Annotated in this window: 18 protein-coding genes; 12 read left to right on the top strand and 6 right to left on the bottom strand. The window is 63.7% G+C overall.

Annotated elements, in window-relative coordinates; all coding sequences use genetic code 11:
- Window positions 1-4: 4 nt before the first annotated feature.
- Together tssB and ACFFWD_RS43320 are read right to left on the bottom strand one after the other, a co-directional pair.
- A complete protein-coding gene (gene tssB / locus ACFFWD_RS43325) occupies window positions 5-532 on the bottom strand; it encodes a type VI secretion system contractile sheath small subunit (protein WP_376975564.1) in 528 nt (175 codons plus the stop codon).
- A gap of 127 nt (window positions 533-659) precedes the next feature.
- Window positions 660-1973 carry a type VI secretion system protein TssA gene (locus ACFFWD_RS43320; protein ID WP_376975563.1) on the bottom strand — a complete coding sequence of 438 codons (1314 nt, stop codon included), beginning with the start codon at window positions 1971-1973 and terminating at the stop codon, window positions 660-662.
- Window positions 1974-2305: 332 nt separating this feature from the next.
- Between ACFFWD_RS43320 and ACFFWD_RS43315 the strand changes: the two genes are divergently transcribed.
- The 9 genes from ACFFWD_RS43315 to ACFFWD_RS43275 are packed head-to-tail and all read left to right on the top strand — an operon-like array spanning window position 2306 to window position 15907.
- Window positions 2306-4177, top strand: a complete 1872-nt coding sequence (locus ACFFWD_RS43315; protein WP_376975562.1) for a type VI secretion system Vgr family protein — start codon at window positions 2306-2308, stop codon at window positions 4175-4177.
- A gap of 5 nt (window positions 4178-4182) precedes the next feature.
- Window positions 4183-4746 carry a DUF6931 family protein gene (locus tag ACFFWD_RS43310; RefSeq protein WP_376975561.1) on the top strand — a complete coding sequence of 188 codons (564 nt, stop codon included), beginning with the start codon at window positions 4183-4185 and terminating at the stop codon, window positions 4744-4746.
- Window positions 4747-4758: 12 nt separating this feature from the next.
- On the top strand, window positions 4759-6126 hold the full coding sequence (gene tagH / locus ACFFWD_RS43305; protein WP_376975560.1) for a type VI secretion system-associated FHA domain protein TagH: 1368 nt from the start codon (window positions 4759-4761) through the stop codon (window positions 6124-6126).
- A 48-nt stretch (window positions 6127-6174) separates the two neighbouring features.
- Complete coding sequence (tssK, locus tag ACFFWD_RS43300; protein WP_376975559.1) at window positions 6175-7512, top strand: type VI secretion system baseplate subunit TssK; 1338 nt, start codon at window positions 6175-6177, stop codon at window positions 7510-7512.
- Window positions 7509-9041 carry a type VI secretion system protein TssL, long form gene (tssL, locus tag ACFFWD_RS43295; RefSeq protein WP_376975558.1) on the top strand — a complete coding sequence of 511 codons (1533 nt, stop codon included), beginning with the start codon at window positions 7509-7511 and terminating at the stop codon, window positions 9039-9041. The genes tssK and tssL overlap by 4 nt, the downstream gene beginning before the upstream one ends.
- Before the next feature lie 43 nt (window positions 9042-9084).
- Window positions 9085-12621, top strand: a complete 3537-nt coding sequence (gene tssM, locus ACFFWD_RS43290; protein ID WP_376975557.1) for a type VI secretion system membrane subunit TssM — start codon at window positions 9085-9087, stop codon at window positions 12619-12621.
- Window positions 12618-13319: a type VI secretion system-associated protein TagF gene (gene tagF, locus ACFFWD_RS43285; protein ID WP_376975556.1), complete on the top strand. Its 702-nt coding sequence runs from the start codon at window positions 12618-12620 to the stop codon at window positions 13317-13319. Before tssM ends, tagF begins: the two co-directional genes overlap by 4 nt.
- 6 nt (window positions 13320-13325) lie before the next feature.
- Window positions 13326-14102 carry a PP2C family protein-serine/threonine phosphatase gene (locus ACFFWD_RS43280; RefSeq protein ID WP_376975554.1) on the top strand — a complete coding sequence of 259 codons (777 nt, stop codon included), beginning with the start codon at window positions 13326-13328 and terminating at the stop codon, window positions 14100-14102.
- A complete protein-coding gene (locus tag ACFFWD_RS43275) occupies window positions 14099-15907 on the top strand; it encodes a serine/threonine-protein kinase (RefSeq protein ID WP_376975553.1) in 1809 nt (602 codons plus the stop codon). The genes ACFFWD_RS43280 and ACFFWD_RS43275 overlap by 4 nt, the downstream gene beginning before the upstream one ends.
- 9 nt (window positions 15908-15916) lie before the next feature.
- Here ACFFWD_RS43275 and ACFFWD_RS43270 read toward each other — a convergent pair whose 3' ends face one another.
- Together ACFFWD_RS43270 and ACFFWD_RS43265 are read right to left on the bottom strand one after the other, a co-directional pair.
- Window positions 15917-16945: a DUF4424 domain-containing protein gene (locus ACFFWD_RS43270; protein WP_376975552.1), complete on the bottom strand. Its 1029-nt coding sequence runs from the start codon at window positions 16943-16945 to the stop codon at window positions 15917-15919.
- Between the two features lie 49 nt (window positions 16946-16994).
- Window positions 16995-17276 (bottom strand): hypothetical protein, encoded by a 282-nt coding sequence (locus ACFFWD_RS43265; protein WP_376975551.1) that lies wholly within the window; start codon window positions 17274-17276, stop codon window positions 16995-16997.
- Between the two features lie 159 nt (window positions 17277-17435).
- Between ACFFWD_RS43265 and ACFFWD_RS43260 the strand changes: the two genes are divergently transcribed.
- The 3 genes from ACFFWD_RS43260 (at window position 17436) to ACFFWD_RS43250 (ending at window position 21702) form a co-directional block, all read left to right on the top strand.
- Window positions 17436-19160: a hypothetical protein gene (locus ACFFWD_RS43260; protein WP_376975550.1), complete on the top strand. Its 1725-nt coding sequence runs from the start codon at window positions 17436-17438 to the stop codon at window positions 19158-19160.
- A 111-nt stretch (window positions 19161-19271) separates the two neighbouring features.
- Entirely contained in the window at window positions 19272-21041 is a 1770-nt protein-coding gene (locus ACFFWD_RS43255) for a caspase family protein (protein WP_376975549.1), read from the top strand.
- A gap of 22 nt (window positions 21042-21063) precedes the next feature.
- On the top strand, window positions 21064-21702 hold the full coding sequence (locus ACFFWD_RS43250; RefSeq protein ID WP_376975548.1) for a DUF4384 domain-containing protein: 639 nt from the start codon (window positions 21064-21066) through the stop codon (window positions 21700-21702).
- A 31-nt stretch (window positions 21703-21733) separates the two neighbouring features.
- Here the strand turns inward: ACFFWD_RS43250 and ACFFWD_RS43245 are convergent, their stop codons facing one another.
- Window positions 21734-22723, bottom strand: coding sequence for an alpha/beta hydrolase family protein (locus tag ACFFWD_RS43245; RefSeq protein ID WP_376975547.1), 990 nt, complete (start codon window positions 22721-22723; stop codon window positions 21734-21736).
- Window positions 22724-22861: 138 nt separating this feature from the next.
- Window positions 22862-24697, bottom strand: a complete 1836-nt coding sequence (locus tag ACFFWD_RS43240) for a caspase family protein (protein WP_376975546.1) — start codon at window positions 24695-24697, stop codon at window positions 22862-22864.
- Window positions 24698-24927: the final 230 nt, after the last annotated feature.

The raw sequence follows: 24927 nt of genomic DNA, 5'->3' as shown, positions 1-24927 counted from the left end.
TGCGTTAGTTCTCAGCGTTGGGTTCGGTCGACTGGGTGGTCGCGCGCTCCTGCAGCGCGGTCATCAGTTGCGGATCGCTGAGAAGTTTCTTCAATTGATCCTCGGCGGCGACCTTGCCGTCCATGTAGCGCAGCAGGTTGGCGAGCTGTTCGCGCGCCTCGAGCAGCTTGGCGGTAGCCGGCACCTGGCGGGCGATCGCGACCGGCGCGAAGTCGGCCATCCTGTTGAAGCGCAGGTTGACGGAAATCTTGTCGTCGGAGGCATCGCTGAGACGATCGGCGACGCGCATGGTCACGCCGGGCTGGATCGCCGCCATGCGGTTGTCGAAGTTGTCCATGTCGAACTCGAGGAACTTGCGCTCCTCGACCTTCGCCTTCTCGACGCCGGGGTTGTTGCCGGAGAGGTCGGAGAGGATGCCCATGACGAACGGCAGCTCGATCAGCCGCTCGGCATCGTAGGGATCTTCGTAGGTGATGTGCACGCGCGGTGCGCGGTTTCGCCGGATGAATTTCTGACCGCTGTCGGTAGCCATGGTTTGCCCTCCTCACGAAATCGATCCGGAAGCCGGCCTACACGTGCAGATTGGCAAGGCGCCTGAACTTGCCGTCTGCAAGGCCGCTTCCCTTCATCCCATTAGTCCCGGCGAGCGGAAGGCGGGTTCAATTCGACTTGTCGATTGTCTTCAGCGCGCCTTCCGGCAGGACGTCATTCAGCAGGCTGAGGAAGTCTCGCTGTGCCAGATCGCGCGCGCGGTCGACCAGGAACGGGATCGGGCTGGACGGCTCAGCGGCGCGGAAGAAGGACGCTACCTTCGCGAGCAGATCAAGGGCCTGCGTTCTATTTTCTATTGTAAAAACAATGTCTTGTGTGTCATTTGCGGCCGCCGGCGAGCAGGCGGTGGCAAGCTCCGCCATCCGTTCGATGGGCAGGTCGAAGACCTTGTCGCGCCCGATGTTGATCGCTGCGCTCTCCACGAGGGAGGGCACCAGCATGCGCATCACCTCGATGAACGACTTGCCGACCATTTCCTGCGCCTGACGCACCAGCAACAGCGCCGGGTTGGACGGTTCCATTCGGGCAAAGTAGTCCGCCGTCGCGGCGAGCGCCGCGGAAGCCTGGGCCGGCGAGACCACCGCGCCCGTGATCTCGACCGGAGCTTGCACGTCGACTTGGGTGGCGTCGTTAACCGGTGCGGCGGTCGCGGTCGGATCACGCGCCGCGACGAGACCCGCAAGCCAGGCGGCCATGCCATTTGCGACCCCGGACAGCCTGTCGAGGCTGAGGGGCTGCCCCGAGTTCAACTTTTCGTGCCAGATCGCCTTGATGCCCGCGATCTCAGCCGCGACCGCGGAGCAGCGCGCGCTGACGGTCTTGAGGGTGTCGAGGTCCGTCTCGCTGACGATGCGCTCGATGGTTCCGAGATCGGGCATGTCGACGTCGGCGTCGGCGGCGGGAATTTCGCCCTTGGCAACCTGATAAGCACGGTAATTGAGGCTGCCATGCCGGCGGTTCTCGATCAGCGGGAGGAATTGCAGCGGGTTGATCACGGTCGGAAACACGTCGATCGCCTCGACCGTAACGGCGCGAAGCGCGTAGTCGTCGTTTTCGCCCCGCGGATGCACCGCTTCCCACTGCTCGCGCAGCAGTACGGCGGTCGCCTTCAGGCAGCTGAGAAAGCCGTCGAGGTCGCGATTGAGGATGGAGAACTTGGCCAGCAGCAGGGTCAGGCGCAGGTCGCGGGTGCGCGCCAGAAGCGGCTGCGCGGCGGTAAACTGGCCGGCAAAATCGATCGCCTTCGGGTCGAAGCGTCCACGCTCGCCGTGGGCGTTGACGACTTCGAAATAGGACATCGGCAGCAACGATTCCGCGGCTGCGAAAAAGTTAAGATATTGTACGTCGCCGGTGGCGTCGAGATCCGGCCCGCAGGGATCCTCGGCGGTCACGGGCTGCGTTAGGAATGCGACATCGAGCATGCGAGGATCGTCCGTCTGCTGGACCACGACACCTCTGCCGGGTCCGCGACATCTGGCGGCTCATGCAGGGGCGATCAGGATCCGATCACCTGATGGGTCAGACGCACGCTAGTCCCGGTTCATTCCCGACGATCATGACAGTTTCGCGTGAACCGGCAAGCTCTTGGAGCCGACTATATGAGGGTCGGGACGTTTTTTTGGACGCAGCTGCTGTGCGTCGGGAGGGCCGTCCCGGTCGGGCTTGCCGGTGCGGCAGGCCGTGGTTCTTGCATGACGGCTTGGTCCGCTGGTCGCAGCGGGGCGTGCGGTCAACGAGGGAGTTTAACGCCCACATGGGCCAGGCGCTCACCCAGGATACCCGCCTCTGCGAGCTCAAGACGCCTCTCGGCAAGGACGTTCTGGTTTTTGTTGGGTTCGAGGCCTCGGAAGGCCTCAGCGAGCTGTTCGAATACCGTATCGAGTGTCTCAGCGAGGACGCTGACCTCGACTTCGACCGTGCGATCGGTCAGCAATGCACGCTTACCATAAAGCTCCACGAGAAGGAGCGCGAGTTTAGCGGCATCCTCACGGAGGCCCAGTGGCTCGGGGTGAAGAACGACTATTTCAGCTACAGGATCGTACTGAAGCCCTGGCTATGGCTATTGTCGCGCGCCACCGATTGCCGGATCTTTCAGGACAAGAAGGCGCCCGACATCATCAAGGAGGTCTTCAACGAACGCGGCTTCACGGACTATGAATCCAGGCTGACCGAGGAGGGCTCCTGTCCGAAGCTCGAGTATTGCGTTCAGTACCGCGAGACCGACCTGAATTTTGTGTGCCGGCTGATGGAGCAGCACGGCATCTACTACTTCTTCAAGCATGAGGGCGGCAAGCACACGCTGGTGCTGGCGGACTCCAAGTCGTCGCACTCCCCGATCAAAGGCCTCGCCACAATTCCTTACATCCCGCTGACGGGCGCCGATCGTCGTGGCGAGCAGCACATCTATGAATGGGTTTCGGAGCGCCGGTTTCGCACCGGGAAGGTCGAGCTCAACGACTACAATTACCTGAAGCCCAATGCGCAGATGGTCAGCGACGCCAAGGGCTCCGAGCACTACAGCCGCTCGGAGATGGAGTTCTACGACTATCCAGGCAAGTACAAGGAAAAATCCGACGGTGAGCGGTACGCGAAGATCCAGCTGCAGGCCGAGCAGGCGATGGACCGGCGACGCCGCGGCAATGGCGACGCGGTCAACCTGTTCCCCGGCGGGCTGACCAAGCTCGAAAAGCACTCCAAGGACTCGCAGAACGTCGAGTATCTCGTGGTGCGGGCCAACCACTCGTTCTCGATCGAATCCTATCGCTCTGGAGGGCCCAGCGACGCCGGGCAGCATGTCTATTTTGGCAGCTACGAATTCCTGCCGAGCGACCGGGCGTTTCGGTCGCCGATGATGACGCCGAAGCCGAGGATCAACGGCATCCAGACCGCCAAGGTCGTGACCAAGGACGACAATTCGAGCGAGGAAATCGACGTCGAGTCACTGGGTGAAATCTATGTCCGCTTTTTCTGGGACCGGAAGAAGAAGCGGTCATGTCGGCTGCGCGTGGCCCAGGTTTGGTCCGGCAAGCGCTGGGGCGGTCAGGTCATCCCGCGCGTCGGACAGGAGGTGGTGGTCGAATTCCTGGAAGGGGACCCGGATCGGCCGCTGGTGATCGGCACCGTGTACAACGACGAATACAAGCTGCCCTACGATCTGCCGTCCAAGAAGACGATAGCGGGCTTGAAGTCGGACTCCACCAAGGGGGGCGGCGGCTACAACGAGTGGAGCTTCGAGGACAAGAAAGGATCCGAGAAGATCACGCTGCACGCCGAGAAGGACCACGACGTGACGGTCCGCGACAGCGAGACACGTACCATCGGCGAAGCTGCGTTCGGCGGCGACACCCGCAAGACCACGCTCAAGAACGGCAACGACAAGCTCGATATCGAGCTGGGCGGTCAGCACATCACGCTGGCGATGGATCAGTCCGTCCAGGCAGGCATGAGCATTACGCTGACGGCCAACGTCAACATCACCCTGCAGGTGGGGCCGAGCCAGATCATCCTGTCCCCGGCCGGCATCGTGATCAACGCGCCGACCATCGCCATGACGGCGCAGGGCGCCATGGCGCTTGCAGCCGGTGGTCCGCTTGTGGCCCACGGCACGCCCACTCTTGTCGGCTGACGGCCATGAGCCAGGTCCGGTTCAGCACGGTGCAGGATCTGTTTCAGGCCTATCCCTTGGCGCGCCACGATGTCGGCAGGGCGGAAGCAGACAAGCCGTCGCTGGATTTCCTGCAGGAGGCTGCCGACGCGGGCAACTGGCACCAGGCCGTATCCTTCTGCGCCTACCTGCTGCCCAGGCGCGTGGCCGTTGCCTGGGGATGCCGCTCCTTGCATCGGATGTTCGACCATTTCGACGCCAACCAGAGCAGGTCCCTCAGTGTCGCGGAGACCTGGGTCCGGCAACCCGACGAGCAATCCCGGAATAAGGCGTTGGCGGTAGGCAACGCCAATGACCCTGAGCAGCCGGCGACTTGGCTCGCGCTGGCGGCCGGCTGGTCCGGTGGAAGCGTGGTTCCCGCGGAGTTTCCGCCGGTGGAAGCCAAGCCCGATCAAACGGCACGGGCCGTGCGCGCGGCCCTGCTGATCGGCCTTTGCCGGCTCCCCCGTGGCTCCGGGGACCGGATAATGACGGCATGCCTGGAGGATGGTATTCAGTTGGCACGCGGCGAACCGCGCCCTCCGCGCTAGCGAGACGACGTGATGGTGCTTCGCTTTAATATCGAGAACGAACCGAACCTTCCCGACGGCGGCCCTGTGTCATTTTCGGTCACCGGCAGGCGTTCGGTCGATATTGGCCGGGACCGTCACCTCGACTGGACGTTGCCTGATCCGGCTCGGATGATCTCGGGAAAGCATTGCGAGGTGCATTACCGCGACGGCGGCTATTGGCTGCACGACGTCTCGACCAACGGCACCTTTCTCAACGGCGCCGAGCAGCGCATGCGGGGGCCGCACCGGTTGCGCGACGGCGATCGGCTCATCATCGGCCATTACGTTATTGGCGTCTCGATCGACGCGGACGCGGCCGACGAAGGCGTCCAGAACCATGCGACGCAACAACAGGCCCCTATTGTCCAGCAGCATGCGAACTACCAGGAGCTTTGGGCGGCGGATCGTGACATACCCCCGCCGATTGATCCGCAACAGTTGAAGAAGCCGCGCGAGGCCGCGCGACCCGTCAATCCAGAGTTTCTGGACTGGGCGGCGAGCGTCCCGAAGCCTGGCGTGGATCCCGTTCGACATTCACCGTCGATGTCTCCGTACGCGCCGTCGGCGCAGGACGACATGAGCTGGGCAGCCGGTCCGGTCGCCGCGCCGAAACCGTCAGCTGAGCCGCCGCCAGCCATGCCGACGCCACGCCGGCCATCGGTGTGGAGCGATGATGAAGCCGCGACTGCCGAGCCACCGCGACCGCACATTGAGCCGCCACGTCCGGCGCGGGTGGCCGACGAGGGGGTGACCACCGAGGCGCCAGGGCGCAGTGCCGAGTTTGCTCGTCTGGTTGCTCGCGCCGCTGGACTGCCGGACAACTTCTTCGCCAACAAGACCGACGCCGAACTTGCCGAACAACTCGGCGTGCTCCTGCGCATGACCGTGGATAATTTGATGGCGCTGCTGCAGGCGCGAACCCAGGCCAAGCAGCTGACGCGCAGCACCAGCCAGACCACCATCCAGGCCATCGAGAACAATCCGCTGAAGTTCTCACCGACCCCAGAAGAAGCGATCCGCATCCTGTTCGGACCGCCGTCGCGCAGTTACCTCGACGCGCAGCGCGCCTTCGCGCAGGGCTTCAACGACCTCAAGTCACATCAACTGAAGACCTACATGGCGATGCAGCATGCCGTCAGCGAGCTCATCGCCAGCATCGATCCGACGCTGATGGCGCGCGAACTCGAGCTTCAGCGCGGTGCGAGATCCTGGCTCGGCTCGAACAAGGGCAAACTCTGGGACGAATTCCTGACGCGCTGGAAGGCGCATCTCGGCCGCGAGGACAGCGCGCCGATCGATACTTTCATGCTGCATTTCTCGGACTATTACGACCGCGCCGACAAGGCCGGCTCAAAGTGAACTGTCGATGACCAGACGGCCGTCGACGATTGCCAAGTGGATGTAGGAATGTCTTGGTACAGCAAGGTTTTCTGGTCGGAAGGTCTGTTTCTGCGACCGCACCATTTGCAGCAGAACGATCGCTACGTCGAGCATTTGCTGGAAAAACGCGTTCGCCACACAACGCCATACCCCTGGGGGTTCGCCCAGCTCGAGATCGATCACGATCTGACCCAGCAGAGCAAATTCGCGGTGCGCAGCGCGGCCGGCGTCATGCCGGACGGAACGCCGTTCGATATTCCTGCGGATAGTCCGATCCCGGAAGCGATCGACGTGCCTGACTCGGCCGCAGGCCAAATCGTCTGGCTGATGATGCCGGTCGCGGCGCCAAACACCCGCGAAGTGGACGAAGGCCGTAGCGACAGCGCCAGTCGTTATGTGCGGACCTCGGAGACATTCATCGATTCGACCTCGTCGCTGCGCATCGAAGAAGAGATCGACATCGCTTGTCCACGATTGTCGTTTGAGCTGCGCAAGACCAGCAAACCCGGCTACATGGGCCTCGGAATCGCGCGTATTCTGGAGGTGCGCGACAAGAACATCCTGTTCGACGACAAGTTTGTGCCGGCCATGCTGGTCTGTGCCGCGCACCCGGTGATCGATGGTTGGCTCAACCGCATCATCGGCTGGGTCGAGACCAAGCTCGACGAGTTGTCGCGTTATGCGGTCGATCCGTCGTCCGGTGGCGGGCTGCAGAGCGTCGATTATCTGGTCTTGCAGGTGCTCAACCGTACCATTCCCGTGCTGACCCATTTCCAGCGTTCCGGCAGCGTGCACCCCGAACGGCTGTACGAGGCGCTGCTGAGTTTTGCCGGTGAACTCGCGACCTTCGCTACGGCGGAGCGTCGCGCACGTGACTATCCCGCGTATGATCACGACGATCTCGAGAACGTCTTTGCGCCGCTGGTGCGCGACATCCAGGACTTCCTGAGCGCGCGGCTCGGTCGGCGGGCGATCCGCCTGGAGATCATCGAGCGCGCCCAGAATGCGTTCGTATCGCCGATCCGCGATCGGGCGCTGTTCCGCAATGCGACCCTGGTGCTCGAGGTCGCCGCGCGACGGCCGCTCGTGGAGATTCAGAACGAATTCCCGCACTTGTTCAAGGTCGGGCCGAACACCAAGATGAACGAGATCGTGCACGCAAACCTGCCGGGGCTGACGTTGGTGCATTTGCCGACGCCGCCACCGCACATCCGAGCGATCACCGATCACGTCTATTTCTATCTCGATCGCAAGTCGCCGTTGTGGCCCGAGTTCAGCACGGCGGCCTCGATCGGGATGCACTTCTCCGGCGACTGGCCGGAGCTTGAGTTGTACCTTTGGGCCATCCTGGAAGATCGGCCATGAGCGACAGGGACAAGCCGGTCAATCCTTTCGGTCGGGGCGAACGGACGATCATCCGTCCGAACCCCGGCGGGAAGCTGCCGCCGGCTGCTCCCCCTCAGCCCCCGGCGGGCGAACCGCCCGCGGGGCATCCGGCCTATTCGCCATCGCCCGTGCCTTCTCCTGGCGCGCCTTCGCCGCCGTCATCTTTTTCTCCCGTCCCGCCGAGCCCAAACTACGCCGCCGCGCCGACCAGCCATCCGTCCGAGGAGTGGATCTCGACGCCCGCGCAGGCCCCGGCGTCGCAACCGATCCTGCCGCCCGGGCCGCCGCTGCGCGTCGACGATCTGGTCGCGCCGAACGCCAATCCGGTGATGCGCGCCGCCGGTCCATTGCTGCAACTGCTTGGCCGGTTGCGGGTGGCGCTGATGCGTGCGTCATTCGCGAGCCTGATGGAGCAGGTCGCCGACGCCATCAAGTTCTTCGAGAAGGACATCCGTTCGGCCGGTATTTCCGAGCATCAGGCCAACACGGCTAAATACATCCTGTGCGCTACCGCCGACGATATCGTGCAACACATCCCGACCGAGGATCGTCACGTCTGGACCCAATATTCGATGCTGAGCCGGTTCTTCGGCGAGCGGGTGGGGGGCGTCCGCTTCTTCGAGATCCTCGACCATTTGAAGGCTGATCCGCTGGTCAACTATCCGGTACTCGAACTGCAGCACGCCTGCCTTGCGCTCGGGTTCCAGGGCATTCACCGCACATCGGCGAGCGGGCTTGCGAACCTGCAGGTGATCCAGCGCAACCTCTATGAAACGCTGCGCCGGGTCCGCCCCAAAGTGATGAGCGACCTGTCGCCGAATTGGCGGGGACAGGCGCTGGCTGGTCGCAGGCAGCGCATCCGTATTCCCGTCTGGATGGTGGCTGCCGTGGTTGCCGCGCTGCTGACGGGGGGCTATTTCGCCCTGCGGACGCTGCTGGCCAGCCGGGCCGAGAACGCGGCCGAGGTAGCACTGGCGCTACATCCTGGCGATCCGATCGAGCTCAAACGACGGATCATCGCGCCGCCACCTCCACCTCCACCGCCACCGCCGCCGCCACCGGACCGTATCACCCAGTTGCAGCGCATTCGCAACGCGCTCGCGAAGGAGACCACCGCCTGTGCGATGACAGCGGACCAGACCGCGAGCTTCATCGTGATCCGGGTCTGTGATCTGGCATTGTTCGCGCCGGGCCAGGCCACCATCCTCGACGCCTTCAAGCCGGTCGCGACCCGCGTCGCGGCGACCCTCGACAAAGAGCCGGGACGAATCCGGGTCGTCGGCCATACCGACAGCTCGCCGATCCGCACCGTCCGCTTCCCCTCGAATTTCGAGCTGTCGGTCGAGCGCGCCAAGGCGGTGGCCGCCACCCTGAAGCCAGGCCTGACCGATGGTTCGCGCATCGACGTCGACGGCAAGGGGCCGGACGCGCCAATTGCCAGCAATTCGACACCTGAGGGGCGCGCCAAGAACCGGCGTGTCGAGATCTTCATCGAGCGCAGCGAATAGGCAAACACGGCTGGCTCACGCGGTTTGCGATAGGTACGGCTCAATGCTTGCTAAGGACATTCTTCGCATCGTTCTCTACGGGGTCGGGCTCAGCTCGCTGGCCGCGGTCGTCTATCTCGCCGGCCCCTTCGTCGCGTTCGGCGACTGGCGGCCTCTGGAGAACCATATCGTCCGCCAGATCGTTATTGTGCTGCTCGGCGCCGCCGCTGCAGGCCTCGTTGGCCTCAATCTGTTCAAGCGGCGCAGGAGCGCCAAGGAGATCGCCGACGGTATCAGCGGTGCGGACCAGCCTGTCAGCGACGAGCCCGTGCTCAAGGAGCGCATGCAGGACGCGCTCGCGACGCTGAAGACCGCCAGCGGCAACAAGTCCGGCTATCTTTACGATCTGCCGTGGTACGTCATCATCGGCCCTCCCGGCGCCGGCAAAACCACAGCGCTGGTCAATTCCGGGCTCAAATTCCCGCTGGCGCGTGGGGCGGCGCCGGCGGCGATCGCCGGCGTAGGCGGCACCCGCTACTGCGATTGGTGGTTTACCGAAGAAGCGGTGATGATCGATACCGCCGGCCGCTACACCACCCAGGATACCGACAGCAAGGCCGACAAGGAGAGCTGGCGGGCCTTCCTGGATATCCTGAAGAAGAACCGGCCGCGCCAGCCGATCAACGGCGTCCTCGTCGCCATTAGTCTCGAGGACGTGCTGACATTGCCGAAGCAGGAGCTCGCGCTCCACGCAGATGCGATCCGGATGCGTCTGCTCGACCTGCATCAAAGGCTCAAGGTCAGCTTCCCGGTGTATGCGCTGTTCACCAAGGCTGATCTCGTTGCCGGCTTCACCGAATATTTTGCCTATCTCGGCGAGGCCGGCCGACGCCAGGTCTGGGGCGCCACCTTCCAGACCGCCGACAAGACCCAGAATCTGGTCGGGCAAATTCCACTCGAATTCGATCGCCTGCTGGAGCGCCTGAGCGAGGAGACGCTCGACCGTCTGCAGGACGAGCCGACGCCGCAGCACCGTGTGCAACTGTTCGGCTTCCCGGCGCAGATGGCGCGGCTCAAGCCCCAGATCCACGATTTCCTCAACCAGATCTTCGAGCCGACACGCTATCACGTGAATGCGAATCTGCGCGGGTTCTACTTCACCTCGGGTACCCAGCAAGGTACGCCGATCGACCAATTGATCGGGTCCTTGGCGCGCACGTTCGGCGCGGAGGAGGTCAGTGCGGGAGCCTATTCGGGGACGGGCAAGAGCTACTTCCTCGCGGATCTGATTTCCAAGGTCGTCATCGGCGAGGCCGACTGGGTCTCGACGGATCGCGCGGCGGTGCGCCGCGCATTGATCCTGAAAACCGCAGCGCTGTCCTTGATCGGCCTGGTCTCGATCGGACTGATCGCGGCCTGGCTGACCAGCTACAAACGCAATTCCGACCTGATCGAGCAGAGCCTGCAGGCGGATAACGAGTATGCGGCCGCGGGAGCGCCGCTCATCAAGCAGACGCTGATCGCCGACCGTGATCTCGACAAGGTGCTGCCGCTGCTCTATCGGCTGCGCAACGCGCCGGCGGGCTACGGATCGCGCGACGAGCCGGTGCCACTGTCGGCCCGCTATGGGCTCAGTCAGCACGCCCGACTGCTGTCGCCCGCGAAGGCGGCCTATCATACGGCGCTTGAACGCATGTTTCGGCCGCGCCTGCTGTATCGCCTGGAGGAGCAGCTCAATGCGCGCCTCGACGAACCTGCCTTCGTCTACGAGGCGCTGAAGGTCTACCTGATGCTCGGCGGCCTGCAGTCGCCGGACCGCGAGCTGATCCGCTCCTGGATGCAGCGCGACTGGGCGGACAATCTCTATCCCGGCGCGACCAACGCGGAGGGGCGGCGTCTGCTCGAGGAGAACCTCATGGCGATGTTCGACCTGGAGACCGAGCAGCCGCCGCTGGTCGAGCTCGACGGCCGCCTGATCAAGCAGGCCCAAAACTCCTTGGCGCGGCTGAGCGTGTCGCAGCGCGCCTATGAGTTTCTGAAGTCGGAAGCGCGTGCATCGACCGCCGGCGATTGGATCGTCAGCCGCCGCGGTGGTCAGGACGTGGCCGTCGTGTTCGAAACCACGACAGGGCAGCCCCTGGACGCCGTGCGGGTGCCCGAGTTCTTCACCTATAACGGCTTCCATCAGAAGTTCATCGCACGGCTCCCGGGATTGTCGGAGCGCATGAAGCGCGAGCGATGGGTGCTGGGCGATGCCGGCCAGCAGTCAGCAATCGACCAGCAGTATGACAATCTGGCCGGCGATCTGCTCAACGTCTACGCCAACGACTTCGTGACGACCTGGCGCACTGCGCTCGGCAGCCTGCGCCTGAAGAAGTTGCTCGCCGACAAGCCGAAATACGAGGTGCTGAGGGCCCTTTCGGCGCCGACGTCGCCGATGCGGCAAATCCTGGAATCGGTGCGTGACGAGACGATGCTGACCAGGGAACGCCCGAAGCCGGCGAACACCGCCGCGCCCGCCGCTCCCGCGCCGGTGTTGTTCTCCAATGCCCAGGATGGGCCGCCTGGAGCAAGGATCGAGGCGCAGTTCAAACCCTATCATGCGGTGCTCGAGGGCGAGAGCACTCACCGGCCGATCGACTCGACCATCGCCAACCTGAATGACATCGCGCAGAACCTGACGCTGATCACCGAGAATCCGCAACTAACTGCGCAGGCGACTGCTGCGCTTCAGACACAGGTCGCAGCCCTGCGCAACAATGCCTCGCGCATGCCGCCGCCGTTTTCAGATATGCTGCGAGCGGCGGCCGCGGAATTCGAGGGCAGCATCGCCGCCTCGACTGCCGGACAGATCCTGCAGTCGTTGCGCGATCAGGTCACGCCAGTCTGCCAGCAGACGGTGACCAACCGCTACCCGTTTGTACGCGGCAGCAGTCAGGAGGTTCCGCTTGCGGACTTCGCCAAGCTATTCAGTCCGAACGGTGTGATGGACAAGTTCTTTGCTCAGTTCCTGGCACCCTATGCCGACACATCGCGGTCGGACTGGGTCTGGCGCAAGGAGAGTCCGGTCGGCCGATCGTTCTCACCGGACACGCTGAAACAGTTCCAGAATGCGGCCTATATCCGCGACGCTTTCTTCCAGACCGGTGGCGGCGTGCCGGCGGTGTCGTTCGCGATCCGGCCGCCCGGCGCTGCGGGGCCGGGCGTTGTCATCAAGACCGAGATCGGCGGCACTACAATCACCAGTCCGACTACTCCGGGGCCGACCACTCCGTCCATGTTCGGTGTCCCGCAACCTGCGCCGCCGCCACCGCCACCGCAGAGCAACACACCGACCACCGTGCTGTGGCCGGGTCCGTCGCCGCGGACGGCGATCTCGGTCAGCAACGACAGCGGCCCGCCATCAGTCCTTGAACGCATCGGCCCATGGTCGCTGTTCCGGATGCTGGAGGCGGGGTCGCTGGTGGCGAAGTCGGAAACCGCAAGCGCGACCTTTATCGTCGCCGGGCGCGAGCTCAACTATCAGATCTCGACCGGCTCGTTGCGCAATCCGCTGAACCTGACGGTGCTGCGCGAGTTTCGTTGCCCGACCGGAATATGACCATGCGTTGCGGGCTGTTCGGCAAAATCGGCGCGAAGCGCGACTTCATCGCGATTGCGACCCCACGTAGCTTCCTGGAAATCTGGGAGCCATGGGTGCAGGCTGCACTGTCGGCAAGCCGCCACCAGCTCGGCGCCAACTGGCAGCAGGCCTTCCTGACCGCGCCGGTCTGGCGATTCTGGCTCGGCGCCGCAATCTGCGGCACCCCCGTCGCGGGCGCGATCATGCCCTCGCTCGACGGGGTGGGGCGGTATTATCCATTGACGTTGCACGCGGTGACGGACGAAGGGGCCTTGCTGCCGCCGCCGAGCATCGATCCGCAGGACGAATGGTTCGGACACGCGGAGACGTTCCTGCTCTCGACCCTGGATCGATCTGCAACCTATGAGCAGGTCTCCGACGCGCTGGATCGTCTCACGGTGCCGCGGCTGCAGGCGACGCTCGGCGACACTCCGCCGATCGTGTCGCTCGGCGCGACGATGGCGGGAACGGTTTCGGCGACAGATGCATTCGCCGAGTCGTTTGCCGCACTTGGCACAGCGAACCCGCAGGTCTACGCCGCTGCCAGTTTCTGGTGGACCGCCGGAGGCGAGGGCTTCCCGCCAATGGCGCTGTGTTGCCGGGGATTGCCGGACCCGTTTCGCTATTCCACGCTGTTGACCGGCGATCTTGGCCGGGCAGCATCCGCCTCGGGGTGACACGCGATGGTGCACATCCCGTCATTGTTCGATGTCGGCAGCGTCACCCATGTCGGGTTGGTTCGGACGCGGAACGAGGATTCGTGTCTGGTGCGGACCGATGTCGGCCTGTGGGCGGTCGCCGACGGCATGGGCGGCCATGAGGCCGGCGATCTCGCCAGTGGCATCGTCGTGCAGTCGCTCGATGCGATCGGAGCGCCGACGTCTGCCGCGGACCTGCTGGCGCAATGCGAGGAGCGGCTGTTCAGCGCGAATCAGGAGATCCTCGCGCTTAGTCGCGCGCGACACGGCGCCACCGTGGGCACCACGGCCGCAGTCCTGCTGGTGCGCGACGGTTATTATGCCTGCATATGGGCGGGCGATAGCCGGGTCTACCTGATCAACCGCGGCCGCATCAGCCAGGTGTCGCACGATCATAGCGAGGTGGAGGAGTTGATCGCCGGCGGCGCGTTATCGCGCGAGGAGGTCAAGGATTGGCCGAGCAATGCCATCACCCGGGCCGTCGGCATTGCTGCGGATCCGGAGTTCGAGGTGGTGACAGGTCCGGCCGAGCCGGAAGACATCTTCGTGATCTGCAGCGACGGCCTGACCAGGCATTTGGAGGACGTGGAGATCCTGCAGTACGCAGCCACGCGTGGTGCCCAGGCGGCCTGCGATGACATGCTTGCTCTGGCCCTTGATCGCGGAGGGTTCGACAATGTGACGATCGTGATCGTGCGGCTGCTGACGCCGCGGTCCTCAGAGCCGACGAGGTCGCCACTCGATCGGGAGCCGCAACCATGACGCCGAATGAACCGTTCCGATCCTCCTACCGCGGTGTGCCGTCCGGCACGCGTCTCAACGGCATCTATGAGATCGAAACGATGATCGGCGCGGGCGGCATGGGTGAGGTCTACAGGTGTCGCGAGATCCAGACCGGTGCGCCGGTTGCGGTGAAGATGCTGCTGCCCGACATGGTTGACAACGAGGCGGCGCTTGGGCTGTTCCGTCGGGAGGCTGCGGCGCTCCACAACCTGCCGCACGATGCGATCGTGCGCTACTTCCTGTTCACCGTTGAGCCGGTACTGCAGCGACCCTATCTCGCCATGGAGTTCGTGAACGGCCGCTCGCTCTCGAACATGCTCGAGGAAGGACCGCTGACTTTCGAGGCGCTGGTCAAGCTGATGCGTCGCGTCGCATCGGGACTGCAGGCCGCCCACGAACATGGCATTATCCATCGCGACGTATCCCCCGACAATATCATCGTGCCGCTCGACGACGTAAGACGGGCCAAGATCATCGACTTCGGCATCGCGCGGTCGACCCAGATGGGCGACAAGACCATCATTGGCTCGGGTTTCGCGGGCAAGGACAACTACGTGTCGCCGGAACAGGTCGGGCTGTATGGCAACGATGTCACTGCGAAGTCCGACGTCTATAGCTTGGGTCTCGTGCTGTTCCATGCACTGACCGGGCAGAAGCTCGACATGGGCGGCAGCCAGTTTCAACTGGTGGAAAAGCGCCGGCGCGTGCCCGATCTCGGCGCGGTGGACATGCGGATCCGGCCGCTGCTGGAGCGGATGCTGCAGCCCGATCCAGCGTTGCGTCCGACCATGGCGGAGGTCGCCGACTGGACGCCGACTGCTTCGGCTCAGGCGTCCGCCACACCATTGCACGGCTTCGATCCGCTGGCTCGGCCCGAACGGGCGGCGCCGGCGCCGCAGCACGGGACGCCATCAACGGCGCAGAGGTCGCGCGGCCTCTGGCTGGGTGCGGGCGTGACGGCCGTGGTGCTCCTGCTCGGCGGCGGTGGATTTGCGTTCTACAACCTGGTCTGGTTGGCGCCCCGCGTGGCGGCGTTGCCGCCACCGCCGAAACTCGCTGCGACAGCGACGCCGGCGAAAGTCGAACCCGTTACACCAGAGCCGGCACGCCGGGAGCCGGTGAAGTCGCCGGAACAGCCGACGGTGACGCCGTCTCCGGCACTCGATGCGCCCGGGCGCGCCGAGCGCATCCGCAAATATGTGGCGCAGTATGCGGGCGGGGACTGCTTCTTCATCCTGCCGGTTGCCGTGACCCCAAGCGCCGCCGTTATCGAGGGCTTTGGCGCCTCGACCGCCCCGTTCGACACCTTCGACAAGGCGTTCCGGCGGGAGCAGGGATTCGAGGCTTCGGTCGGCGTCAGGCAGGTGACCCCGGCGCAATGCCCGGCCGTCAAGTTCTTGAGCCAGGTCGGGAGCGATCAGTCACGATCGCCGCGCATCAACTTAGGGGCGACGGAGTTGAAGGCCGGCGAAACCCTGACCGGCACCATCGAGAACTTCGCCAACCGCGTGGTGGAACTGCTCATGGTGTCGGATCGCGGCGAGGTGCAGAGCCTGTCCTATCTTCTGAAGCCGGGCATCGACTCGCTGTCGTTTGCGTTCCCGATGGCGGGCGGAGCCGGTCCGCAACTGTTGTTGGTCGTGGCGACCACACGGGTTCTGGATTCGTTGCGGCAGTCGCGGCCGATGGCCGCCGACATGTTCTTCCTGCAAGCGCTGAGTGAGGCTCAGCGCAGCAACGTGACGATCACCGCGGCCGCGCGCTATGTGACGCTCACGAACTGAGCCGCTTCCTTAGAACTTCCCGATCATCAGGATTTTCAGGTCGACTTCCGGCTTGAAATCGCTGGCCGTATATTCGAGCGGGCTGCCGGTGGAAGGCGCCTTGAGCCGCCCTGGGCAGAAGCTGACCAAATGGTCGCTGCCGCCGGGATCGATAGCCAGCCTGAACGATCGGATCGGGCCGGCCCAATTCGCGCCGGTCCTGAGCACATAGGAGATGCGCCGCTCCTGCAGTTTCGCGGTATTGGCCTGGCTGTTGCCGGCGCGTTTGTCCAACTCGGCCAGGAGCGCATCCGTGACGCAATATTCCTTCCGGTAGCGCGCGACCTCCTGACTGAGTGCGCTGCTCTGGCGCAGACTCCAGCGCAGGATAGTGTCGGGGCTGGAGCCAACGCTCGGGCGATACTGGTGTTCGACGATGACCGTACGCGTCGGCGGAAACACCTGCTGGCGCACAGCCGAGGTCTTGGTTGTCCAGCCTGGCACATACCGCTGGCGGCCATTGTCGCTGGTTCCGGCCGGCATCAGCAGCCCGTCGTCCACGAGCCGGGTGCGGGTAGCCGCCGGTAGATCGGCGACCCGGATCTCGCGGCCACCGATCGGTAGCAGCGGCAGCTTGAGCTGACGGAGCAGGGCACTGACATCCTTGTTACCCACCATCGCACGCTGATCGATCGTCAGCGGCACCGGGCTGCCATCGACCCTCGTCTCGAAGTCGACGAAGTTGACCGGATCGCTTGACGGCAGCGCAATGTTCTCGGCTTCCGACAGGTCGATATCGGGCAGCGGAAAGGCAACGGTGAGCGTGACCGGCTTGGTGGTGGTGTTGGCGAACTGGTAGCGAACGCTGATCCTGTCGAGCGCAATATGAAGGTCCTCGCTCTCCATGGCCACGTCGTTGGTGCGGACGAACTGAAGCCCCCCAATCGACAATTCGGCAGCCGAGTCGTTGGCCTGCGCCGGACAGCCGGTCGCAACCAGCAGCGCCAACACCATGGCCTGCGACCGGAACGACGGCCGGCGTGACGGTCTCCTCACCATGCTAGCCTCCATGCCGCGTCGCAGCATATGCCGGCCCCCTCCGGCGGGATCAGTCGATTGCCTGATAAAGATCGCCCCACTCGGAATTCCAGACGCTGTCTGGATCGCACACCACGATCGCGACCTTCATGTCGTTGGCAAGCCGGATCGCGCCGCGAAAAGCGTCCTGGGCCGGCAACTGGCCGCTGATCTGGTCGGAGGTCAGCCGGCCCCCACTGGCGGTGGCTGGGAACACGATCGATCCGGAGGTGCCGCCATTGTCGCGCTTCAGCACCAAGGTGATCGCGTCGGGCTGGACTTCGCTGACCTGCTCAAATCTGTTCCTGGCCATGAATTTGCACCGCCTCGTTGAACAAGTTCGAACTATCACCGTCCAGTGATAGAATTGAACTCGGTTGAGATTGCTCGCCACTAATTGATGAGCCGCACTGACGCCGTCCTGGATTAGTCGATCCGATGCGGCAAACGGTTCGGGGACATTGAGGCGGACATGCTTCGTCGAACTAACTGGATCTGGATATTCATCGTCGGCGCCGCCGCATTCGCCAGCGGGGCGCATGCCGACGATACCGTGCTGCGGAGCTTCGCCGGCGGCTCGGCCGCCGGCATGGTCGGGATCGTCCCGGCCAGCGAGGACGTTGAGCTCGCTGGCCCGCAAGCGCTTAGCGCCGACGGGCAGGGCAACCTGTTCATGCTAGATCAGGTCAACGGGCGCATTCTGCAGTTCGATCCCAAGCAACCGAACGCCGAGCCCGATATCCTCAAGATGCCGGCGGACGTCCAGCCGACCGATCTCGTCGTCCGCAACGACGACATCATGGTTTGGGACGGCGGCGTGCGCACGCTGAGGGCGGCGTCAGGGCAGTCCACGCGCGGGCTCGGTGGCGACGTCATCCAGCTTGAGGAGGTCTCCACTCGCGGCGCAGACGATCAGGTCGCAGCATCGGCCTTCGCCCAGATGGGGTCGCAGCCGCCCAGCAGCGCAACCGACCTGCTCGATCAGAACACCCGCGCGGCCATCGTGAAGACGACGCGGCAGCCCGACCGGCAGTACATTGCTTCGCGCAGCAAGGGATCGGTGATCGCTGACATCATTCCGGACAAGGGCAATGCCAGCGTACGGATCGAGATCCAGACCATGGTCACCAACGAGACGATTGGTCAACTCGGCCTGCGCGTGCGCAACCAGCTTGGCACCGTGGAATTTCTCGAGATTGACAACAGCGACCGGTTCTACGTGTTGGCCGAGGACATTCCGCCCTCGGGGAAGAACGCTGCCACCTTCGTCGCGCGCTATGCCGCGAACGGGCGCCTCGAGGGAATCTACGAGCTGCCCCTGGAGAATACCCCGCTGACCAGGCGCTTCGTCACCATCTCGGGCGACGGCGATGTCTATTTCCTGCGGACCCAAACGGACCGTGTCGACGTGGTTGGCGTCGGCTTCCGGCCGTTGCGCAACGTATCGGTGATCGACGCACGGCCGTCGCGGACAGCACCAGCCGGAGCAGCCGCACAGCCCGACAGCAAGTTCAGCGCGGTAGCCGCCGTGCGGCCTTCCAACCGACAGCAGGCGATCGAGATCGCATTTGCATTTGAGGGCATTCAGTGGAAGCTGACGGCAGCGAACTATGGCAGCGATCCGGACAGCCAGTGCAGCGGCTTCAACCGTATCCGCCGGCCATGGTATATCCAAGGCAAGGTAAACCAGGAGGTGCGCGGCGTGCCCTATTGCTGGGGCTGCCACGGCTCGCTCGCGAACTTCCGGCAGCGGATCGAGGGCGGGACGCTGGCCGGCAATGTCTGCACCCGCAACGCGCCGCGGCCGGATGTGGCCGGCGTTGATTGCTCGGCGTTCGTCAGCGCCACCTGGGGCCTCTCTGTCCACTACACGACCGCCGCGATCCCCGCGATCGCAAAGCCCGTAGAAAATCCCTGGGACCTGAAGCCCGGCGATGCGCTGAACAAGCCGGGTTCCCATGTGATGTTGTTCCTGCGGTTCACGCCGGATCGCAAGGCGGAGGTGATGGAATCCTCGACCGGTGGCTGCAACGGGCGCGTCTGCCGCAACGTCTATCCGTTGGCGAGCTTGCTCGCTCGCGGCTACAATCCGGTCCGTTTTCGCGCCTTCGCGGATGATCAGACAACAGTTTCGGCGAACGCCTTCCAAGCGGCTGATGCGCCGACGGGTCGCAAGTCGGCAAATACAAGGCGCTGAACCAGCTGTCTCGTTGGTGCTACAGATGGTTATGGATTACTGCTCGCAGGTCGGCTCCTGGCTGGCGTTCCGCCGCCGTGTTCCACCGTCATGGTTGGGGGACAGGCCTGCATGACGCCGAGGTGGACTACGATGCAAAGGCCCAGAGGACTTGAGCGCTTGATCGGGCGGCTTTGCGTCGCCATCGCGCTCGCCGTGCTGATCGGTTTCCTGTCCCCGCGTGCACAAGCGGCGGGCGGACTATCGATCAGCAACCCAGATGGGGGCGCCGTGCGCGCACTCGTGATCGGCATCGACGACTATCAGCACGTGCGCAAGCTCAGGGGCGCGGTAGCCGACGCCACCGACATCGTGTCGAGCTTGAGGACGATGGGGGTTGGCGATGTCGTAGAGCTGACCAACGCCCAGGCCGACCGGGCAAGCATCCTGCGCGAGGTCAGCGCATTGGTGGAGCGGACAAGGAACAACGATCTGATCTTTCTGTCGATTGCCGGCCACGGCACCCAGGAGCCGGAGCGCGTCAAGGGCTCGGAACCGGATGGGATGGAGAACGTGTTCCTGTTGCCTGGCTTCGAAACCACGCCCGCCGGGTCGGTTCAGCGTATTCTCGGCAGCGAGTTCAATCATTTCATCCGACAGTTCGAGCTGCGCGGTGCGAAGGTGATCTTCGTTGCGGACACCTGTCACGGCGGTGGGATGGTGCGCGATATCGATCCGCGTGCCGCTGAGATGAGCTTCCGCCAAGTGCCGCGCTACACGCTGCTGGTCGACGAATTGAAGCCGGTGACAGATCGGAATGATCCGAAATCGGAGCTCGATCTCGACCACACCGCGTTCATCGCGGCGGTCGATCGCCACACCAAGGCGCCGGAAGTGCGGATCCCCGGGATCGACGGCTTGCGCGGCGCCCTCAGCTATGCCGTCGCGCGGGCGGTAGAAGGCAACGCCGACATCAACCATGATGGGAAGGTGACGCTCAAGGAGCTCTTCAGCAATGTTCGACAGGTGGTCTATCAGCTGTCAGACCAGCGCCAGAACGTCGTGACGATTTCATCGCCGGCGCAGAGGCTGGAAACCGACGTCGCCTTCGAATTGACGCGCGGCGTGGTGCTGATCCAGGGCCCGACAGCGGGAGCGGCGCCTGGTCAGACCGGAGCGGCGGCGCCCATCGAGGGACGCGCGCCCGCGCCGCTGCCTGTCACCGCAACGGCACCGGTTGCGCCCACCGGCGCTGCGCCGGTGGCCCTGCGCGTCGCGGCGCCGATCCGTCTGGCAGCGCTCGACGGGAAGACGAACTATTTCACGAGCGTGAAGCCGCAGGATATTGCGGTGCAGGCTGTTCAACCGACTGACAATCCCGACCTGATCTGGGACCCCGTGTCCCACGATGTGATTGCCTGGGGTGACGTGGTCGCCTACGGGGTGGACGTGACCGGTTTGCCGACCGTTGTTGATCGGACCGCGGCAATCCGTGAACTCAAGCGCATGGCGACCCGGTCGCCGCAGGTCATGCGTATGTGGCCGGATGATCGGCAGCAGCGCCGCGGTCAGACCGTCGAGGTTGATCTCTCCGACGTGGCATCAAAGGCCGTGTTACTGTTCAACGTGTCCGGCGATGGTACGATCCAAATGCTGTATCCGATCGGTTCTGACGCGTCGCTGGCCCGATCGGCGAACCTGCGGTTGCCGCTGAAGGTGGGGGAGCCGTTCGGCGCCGAGCAAATCGTTGCAGTGACCTCGCAGCAGCGCATGGTTGATCTGGAGAACGTGCTGATACAGCTCAACCGGCGCCGCGCGTCAGGGCAGGTGATCAAGAGTCTCGAACGTTACTTGCCCGCGGATGCGCGGATCGGGTCAATCGGGTTTTTTAGCGTGCCCTGACGTTTTCCGGGTGAAGCCGGCCATGCCGTCATCGAAGCCTATCCACAGCGGGCCACCATGGCTGGCTCTCGCGCTGCTGTTCGTTGTAAGCGGGGCCGCGGTCGCAGCGCCAGTTCCGCCGCATGTAAAGGCCGGGATCGCGTCATGGCTTTGGCGCGTGCAGACCGCGCCCGGGCAGACCAATCCCGCAAGCGTGTCCTTGCAGATGCTGCCTGGCCAAACCGTCAATGTCGGCAGCAAGGTGTCGTTCGGTGTGACCGCCAGGAAGGCAGGATATCTTGTGCTGGTGGATGTCGATGCGGAAGGGCGAATGTCCCAGATCTTTCCGACTCCCGAACTGTTGGCGCAGTCGGGCGAACGCGACATCAACTTCGTCAAGCCCGGCGTGGAATTCTTCGTTCCGACGCCGGCGGCGAAGCAACGTGGCTTTGAGTATGTGATCGCGCCGCCGACCGGATCCGCAACCGTCGTGGCGATCCTGAGCGAGCGGCGCGTTCAATTGCTTGATCTGCCCGACGCGCCACGCAAGCTCCAAGGTGAGGCAGACGCGCTGAGTTATCTGTCATCCTGGACCAGCGAACTGCGCGTGCCGGATACCGGCAGCGGAAAACTGCTGCCGAACAATTGGTCGTTCGACATCAAGCCCTATTCCATCAAGTGAGCCGAAGCGTCCCGTCGGCTCAACCGACGCGTTACAGCTTGCTCAGCCGACTGAAGAAGCCGCCCCGGGCGATCATGTAATGAATGTCCTTCGGGAAGGGAAACGCCTCGCGGACGTTGGAAATCGCCTGTCGAAGGAATTCCCCGTGCTGGAGCGTCGGCTTGTGCCTCAACGGGACGTCGTCGGCAACCTGCGGAAGCATGAAGCGATCCACGTAAGCCGGGTCAAGATCGTTGACCCTGACCATCTGGCCAAACGCTGGAAACATGTCGTAGTGACCCAAGCTCACGGTGAGATTCTTGAGAGCAGGGCGCTGTGCCTGAGCTCTATTGCCGTCGGTCGTCGCCAGCCCGCGCCCGATCAGGTCCAGCTTCACGGATTGCGGGAGCGTCGACGGGCCATAGATGATCTCGAGCGCGCAGCCGTTTTGTCCCGACAGCCACTGGTACCAGAACGTAGCGTCGTCGGGCTGCGCTCTCGCGCCGTAGAGGCAGTCAAATCCCCAACATGCCTTCAGGTTCGACTGATATTTCCCCAGACTTCCGACCAGATTGCGCATGGCGTTTCCACCGCCGGAATGGCATGCGATGATGAGCTTGCCGACTTGGAGCTGAGGAGGAGAACCCGAGACCGGAGCCAGGAAGTTTGCAAGTCCTCCCAGGATTTCCTCCAGATAGCGTTCGCCCCATTTCGGCGTCGCCAGGTCCTTGACGATGTAGTTTCCGGCAAAGCTGTCGCCGTCGGCATATTCGTAGCCCAGGAATGGCGCGACCAGCACCACATCCCTGCCGGAATCCCGCACTTGTTCGCGCAACCGCGCGGGATCGTTGCGGAACAGGAATTCGTGATCCTTGACATAGAATCCATGCAGCCAGATCACGACATCGAACTTGGTGGCTGACGTTACGTGTTTCGGTGGCAGATAGATCGCCGTCGCCTTCATGCAATGTGCGGTCCGCTTCGTGAAGAGGGTCACGCCTGGAAAGGTACCGATATCCTTCTGCTCCAGCTTGCACGGCACGCAGGTCGCTCCGCTTCGGTCAAGTCAGGCATGAGACTCGAGCCGGCCGATGGTGTGCTCGGCTGCCCGCCACGCGTTCATGATGCCAATCTCCTGGGCTGCAATGGCTCCGGATGACGCCGGTTGCTTCACGCCGTGCTAGTTGCAGACCTCGACATTGCCGGTGCCACCGCCGGGACCGCCGCCGCCGCGGTATTCGAGATGGCAGCCGCGCGTGACCGGACGGCAGAGATAGGCATTACAATAGATTTGACCGCTGCTCCCGCCGGATCTGGCTGTCGCCTGTGGCCGCGGAACGTCCGCTGTCGGCGCCGGCCTCTCGCGGACCGGACGATCCGCGCGTGCCGGGCGGTCATCCGTATTGCGCTTAGCGACCGGCTTCTTCTCGCGCCGCTTCTCGCATTCATTGTCGTCGTTGAGGAACGAGCCCTCGGCGCAGGTGATCCTGCTGCAATGGTCACCATCAAGCCTGTAGCCGTGCTCGCAGATCAGCGGGCAGACTCGCGACGGCCTGAGTTTGATTGCGTCAAGCGCGTCGAGACTTGCAAGCTTGGCGTCCAATTTGGTTCCCGCGTGCCGGTTGAAGAGCGCCAGCGAGCGCTGCGAAGCCGCATTCCATTCGCCATCGACGGCACCGTTGAAACAGCCAACGCGACTCAATTCGCCCTGGACCGACTTGATGAGATCTGTCGGCGACGGCCCTCCGTTGCTCAAGGCGGCGATCTTCACGCCTTTCTCATCCTGGACGGGTGCACCGGCTGCAGGATTCTCGCCGGCGGGCTTACTCCCGGCGGGCATGCCGGCTGCCGAGATTTCGGATGCATTCCGCTTCCGCTCGGCGTCAGCCGCTTGCTCCTGCGCCGCCAGCTTGGTCCTTTCGGCAGCGATACGGGCTTCCTCCGCAACCTTCACCTCGGCCGCCGCCTTCTCCTGGGCGGCGCTCTGCGCGCCCTCAGACGCAAGCCGAGCGCGCTGTTGTTCGGCCTGCCGCGCTTTCTCGGTCGCCGCAACACGTGCTTCTTCCGCGTCGATTTGGGCTAGCTGAAGCTTGGCCAGGTTTGCGTAATATCCGTCCGGATACTGGGCCAGGAACGCGTTCAACGCGGCCTTGTTGCCGAGCTGCAACGCTAACTCGTAGTCGCGACGAGTCTCTGACTGTGGGCTAGTTGCGGGTGTCGATTCCGCCGCCTTGGGAGCAGGCACCAGCGCAACGTCTTCGCCGCCAAGCGAGCCGTACACGTAAGGCTCCTGTCGATTGCCGGTGGCCTGCAACACATCGTCGCGAACGAATCCGAAGGCCCTGCGCAAGTCGAGTCCCGGCTTTGCGATGTACTTGACCAAGGCTGCCGCGTACGGACTGTTCTTGCTGTTGCCGTCGAGCGCCGTCAGTCCGGCTTTCGCAGCAAATGCGATCAGCGTATTGGACACGGTGGGCTCGACCCGGGCGAGGCCACGGCTGATTGTCCTCGAGGCGACCGTTCGTTTCATCGTGTCCGCAAAAGGATTGTTGCGGCACGCATCGACGATCACAACCCGTAACTGCCTCGCGGGCTCGATCGCGAGCAAGATACGATCGAGCGAAAATGCCTCGTCGTAGATATCCGTATCGCGTTCAAGCCTGGCGTCCGTCGGGATCAAATAGTTGGTACCATCGATCTCAATCCCGTGACCGGCATAATAAACCAGCGCGATATCTGCGTCGCGGGATTGATCAGCGAAATCTCTCAGCGCCCGCCGCATGTCGCTGGACGCAAGGTTAAGCCGTGAGTCAACCACGTCGAAGCCTGCCCCCTTCAAGGTGGCGGCGATAGCTGCCGCGTCATTGGCCGGGTTTGGAAGCAGCGGCGCGTTTTGATAGCTGGAATTTCCAACCACGAGCGCCACACGCTTCGTTGCCCAGGCCGGTTGGGAAGCCAGAAGCAGCGAAGCAGCAAGAAGAAGACCATAAAATCTGATGTGTCTGTACAAGCTCATGGCGCGACGTCCGGCAGCGGCTCGAAATAGGTAAGCATCGAGGAAGGTAGCCGCGCAAAACTATCAATTCGCACCTATGGGCGGCCGCTCATCTTCGTACAGTAGCTATCTCAAGCCTAATCCATTCCTGATGTTGTCGTTCAATGAAATGAAGATGTTCAAGGGAGCACAAAGATTTGTAGAGGCTGACGTCATGCTCGGCTCGGATCAAGCTGATCGAGCCATTCGCG

The organism is Bradyrhizobium erythrophlei (assembly GCF_042430365.1).
In the GTDB taxonomy this organism is placed as follows: Bacteria; Pseudomonadota; Alphaproteobacteria; order Rhizobiales; family Xanthobacteraceae; genus Bradyrhizobium; species Bradyrhizobium erythrophlei.
Note: the sequence above shows the minus strand (reverse complement) of the source record. Positions and strands in the feature narration are given on the sequence as shown.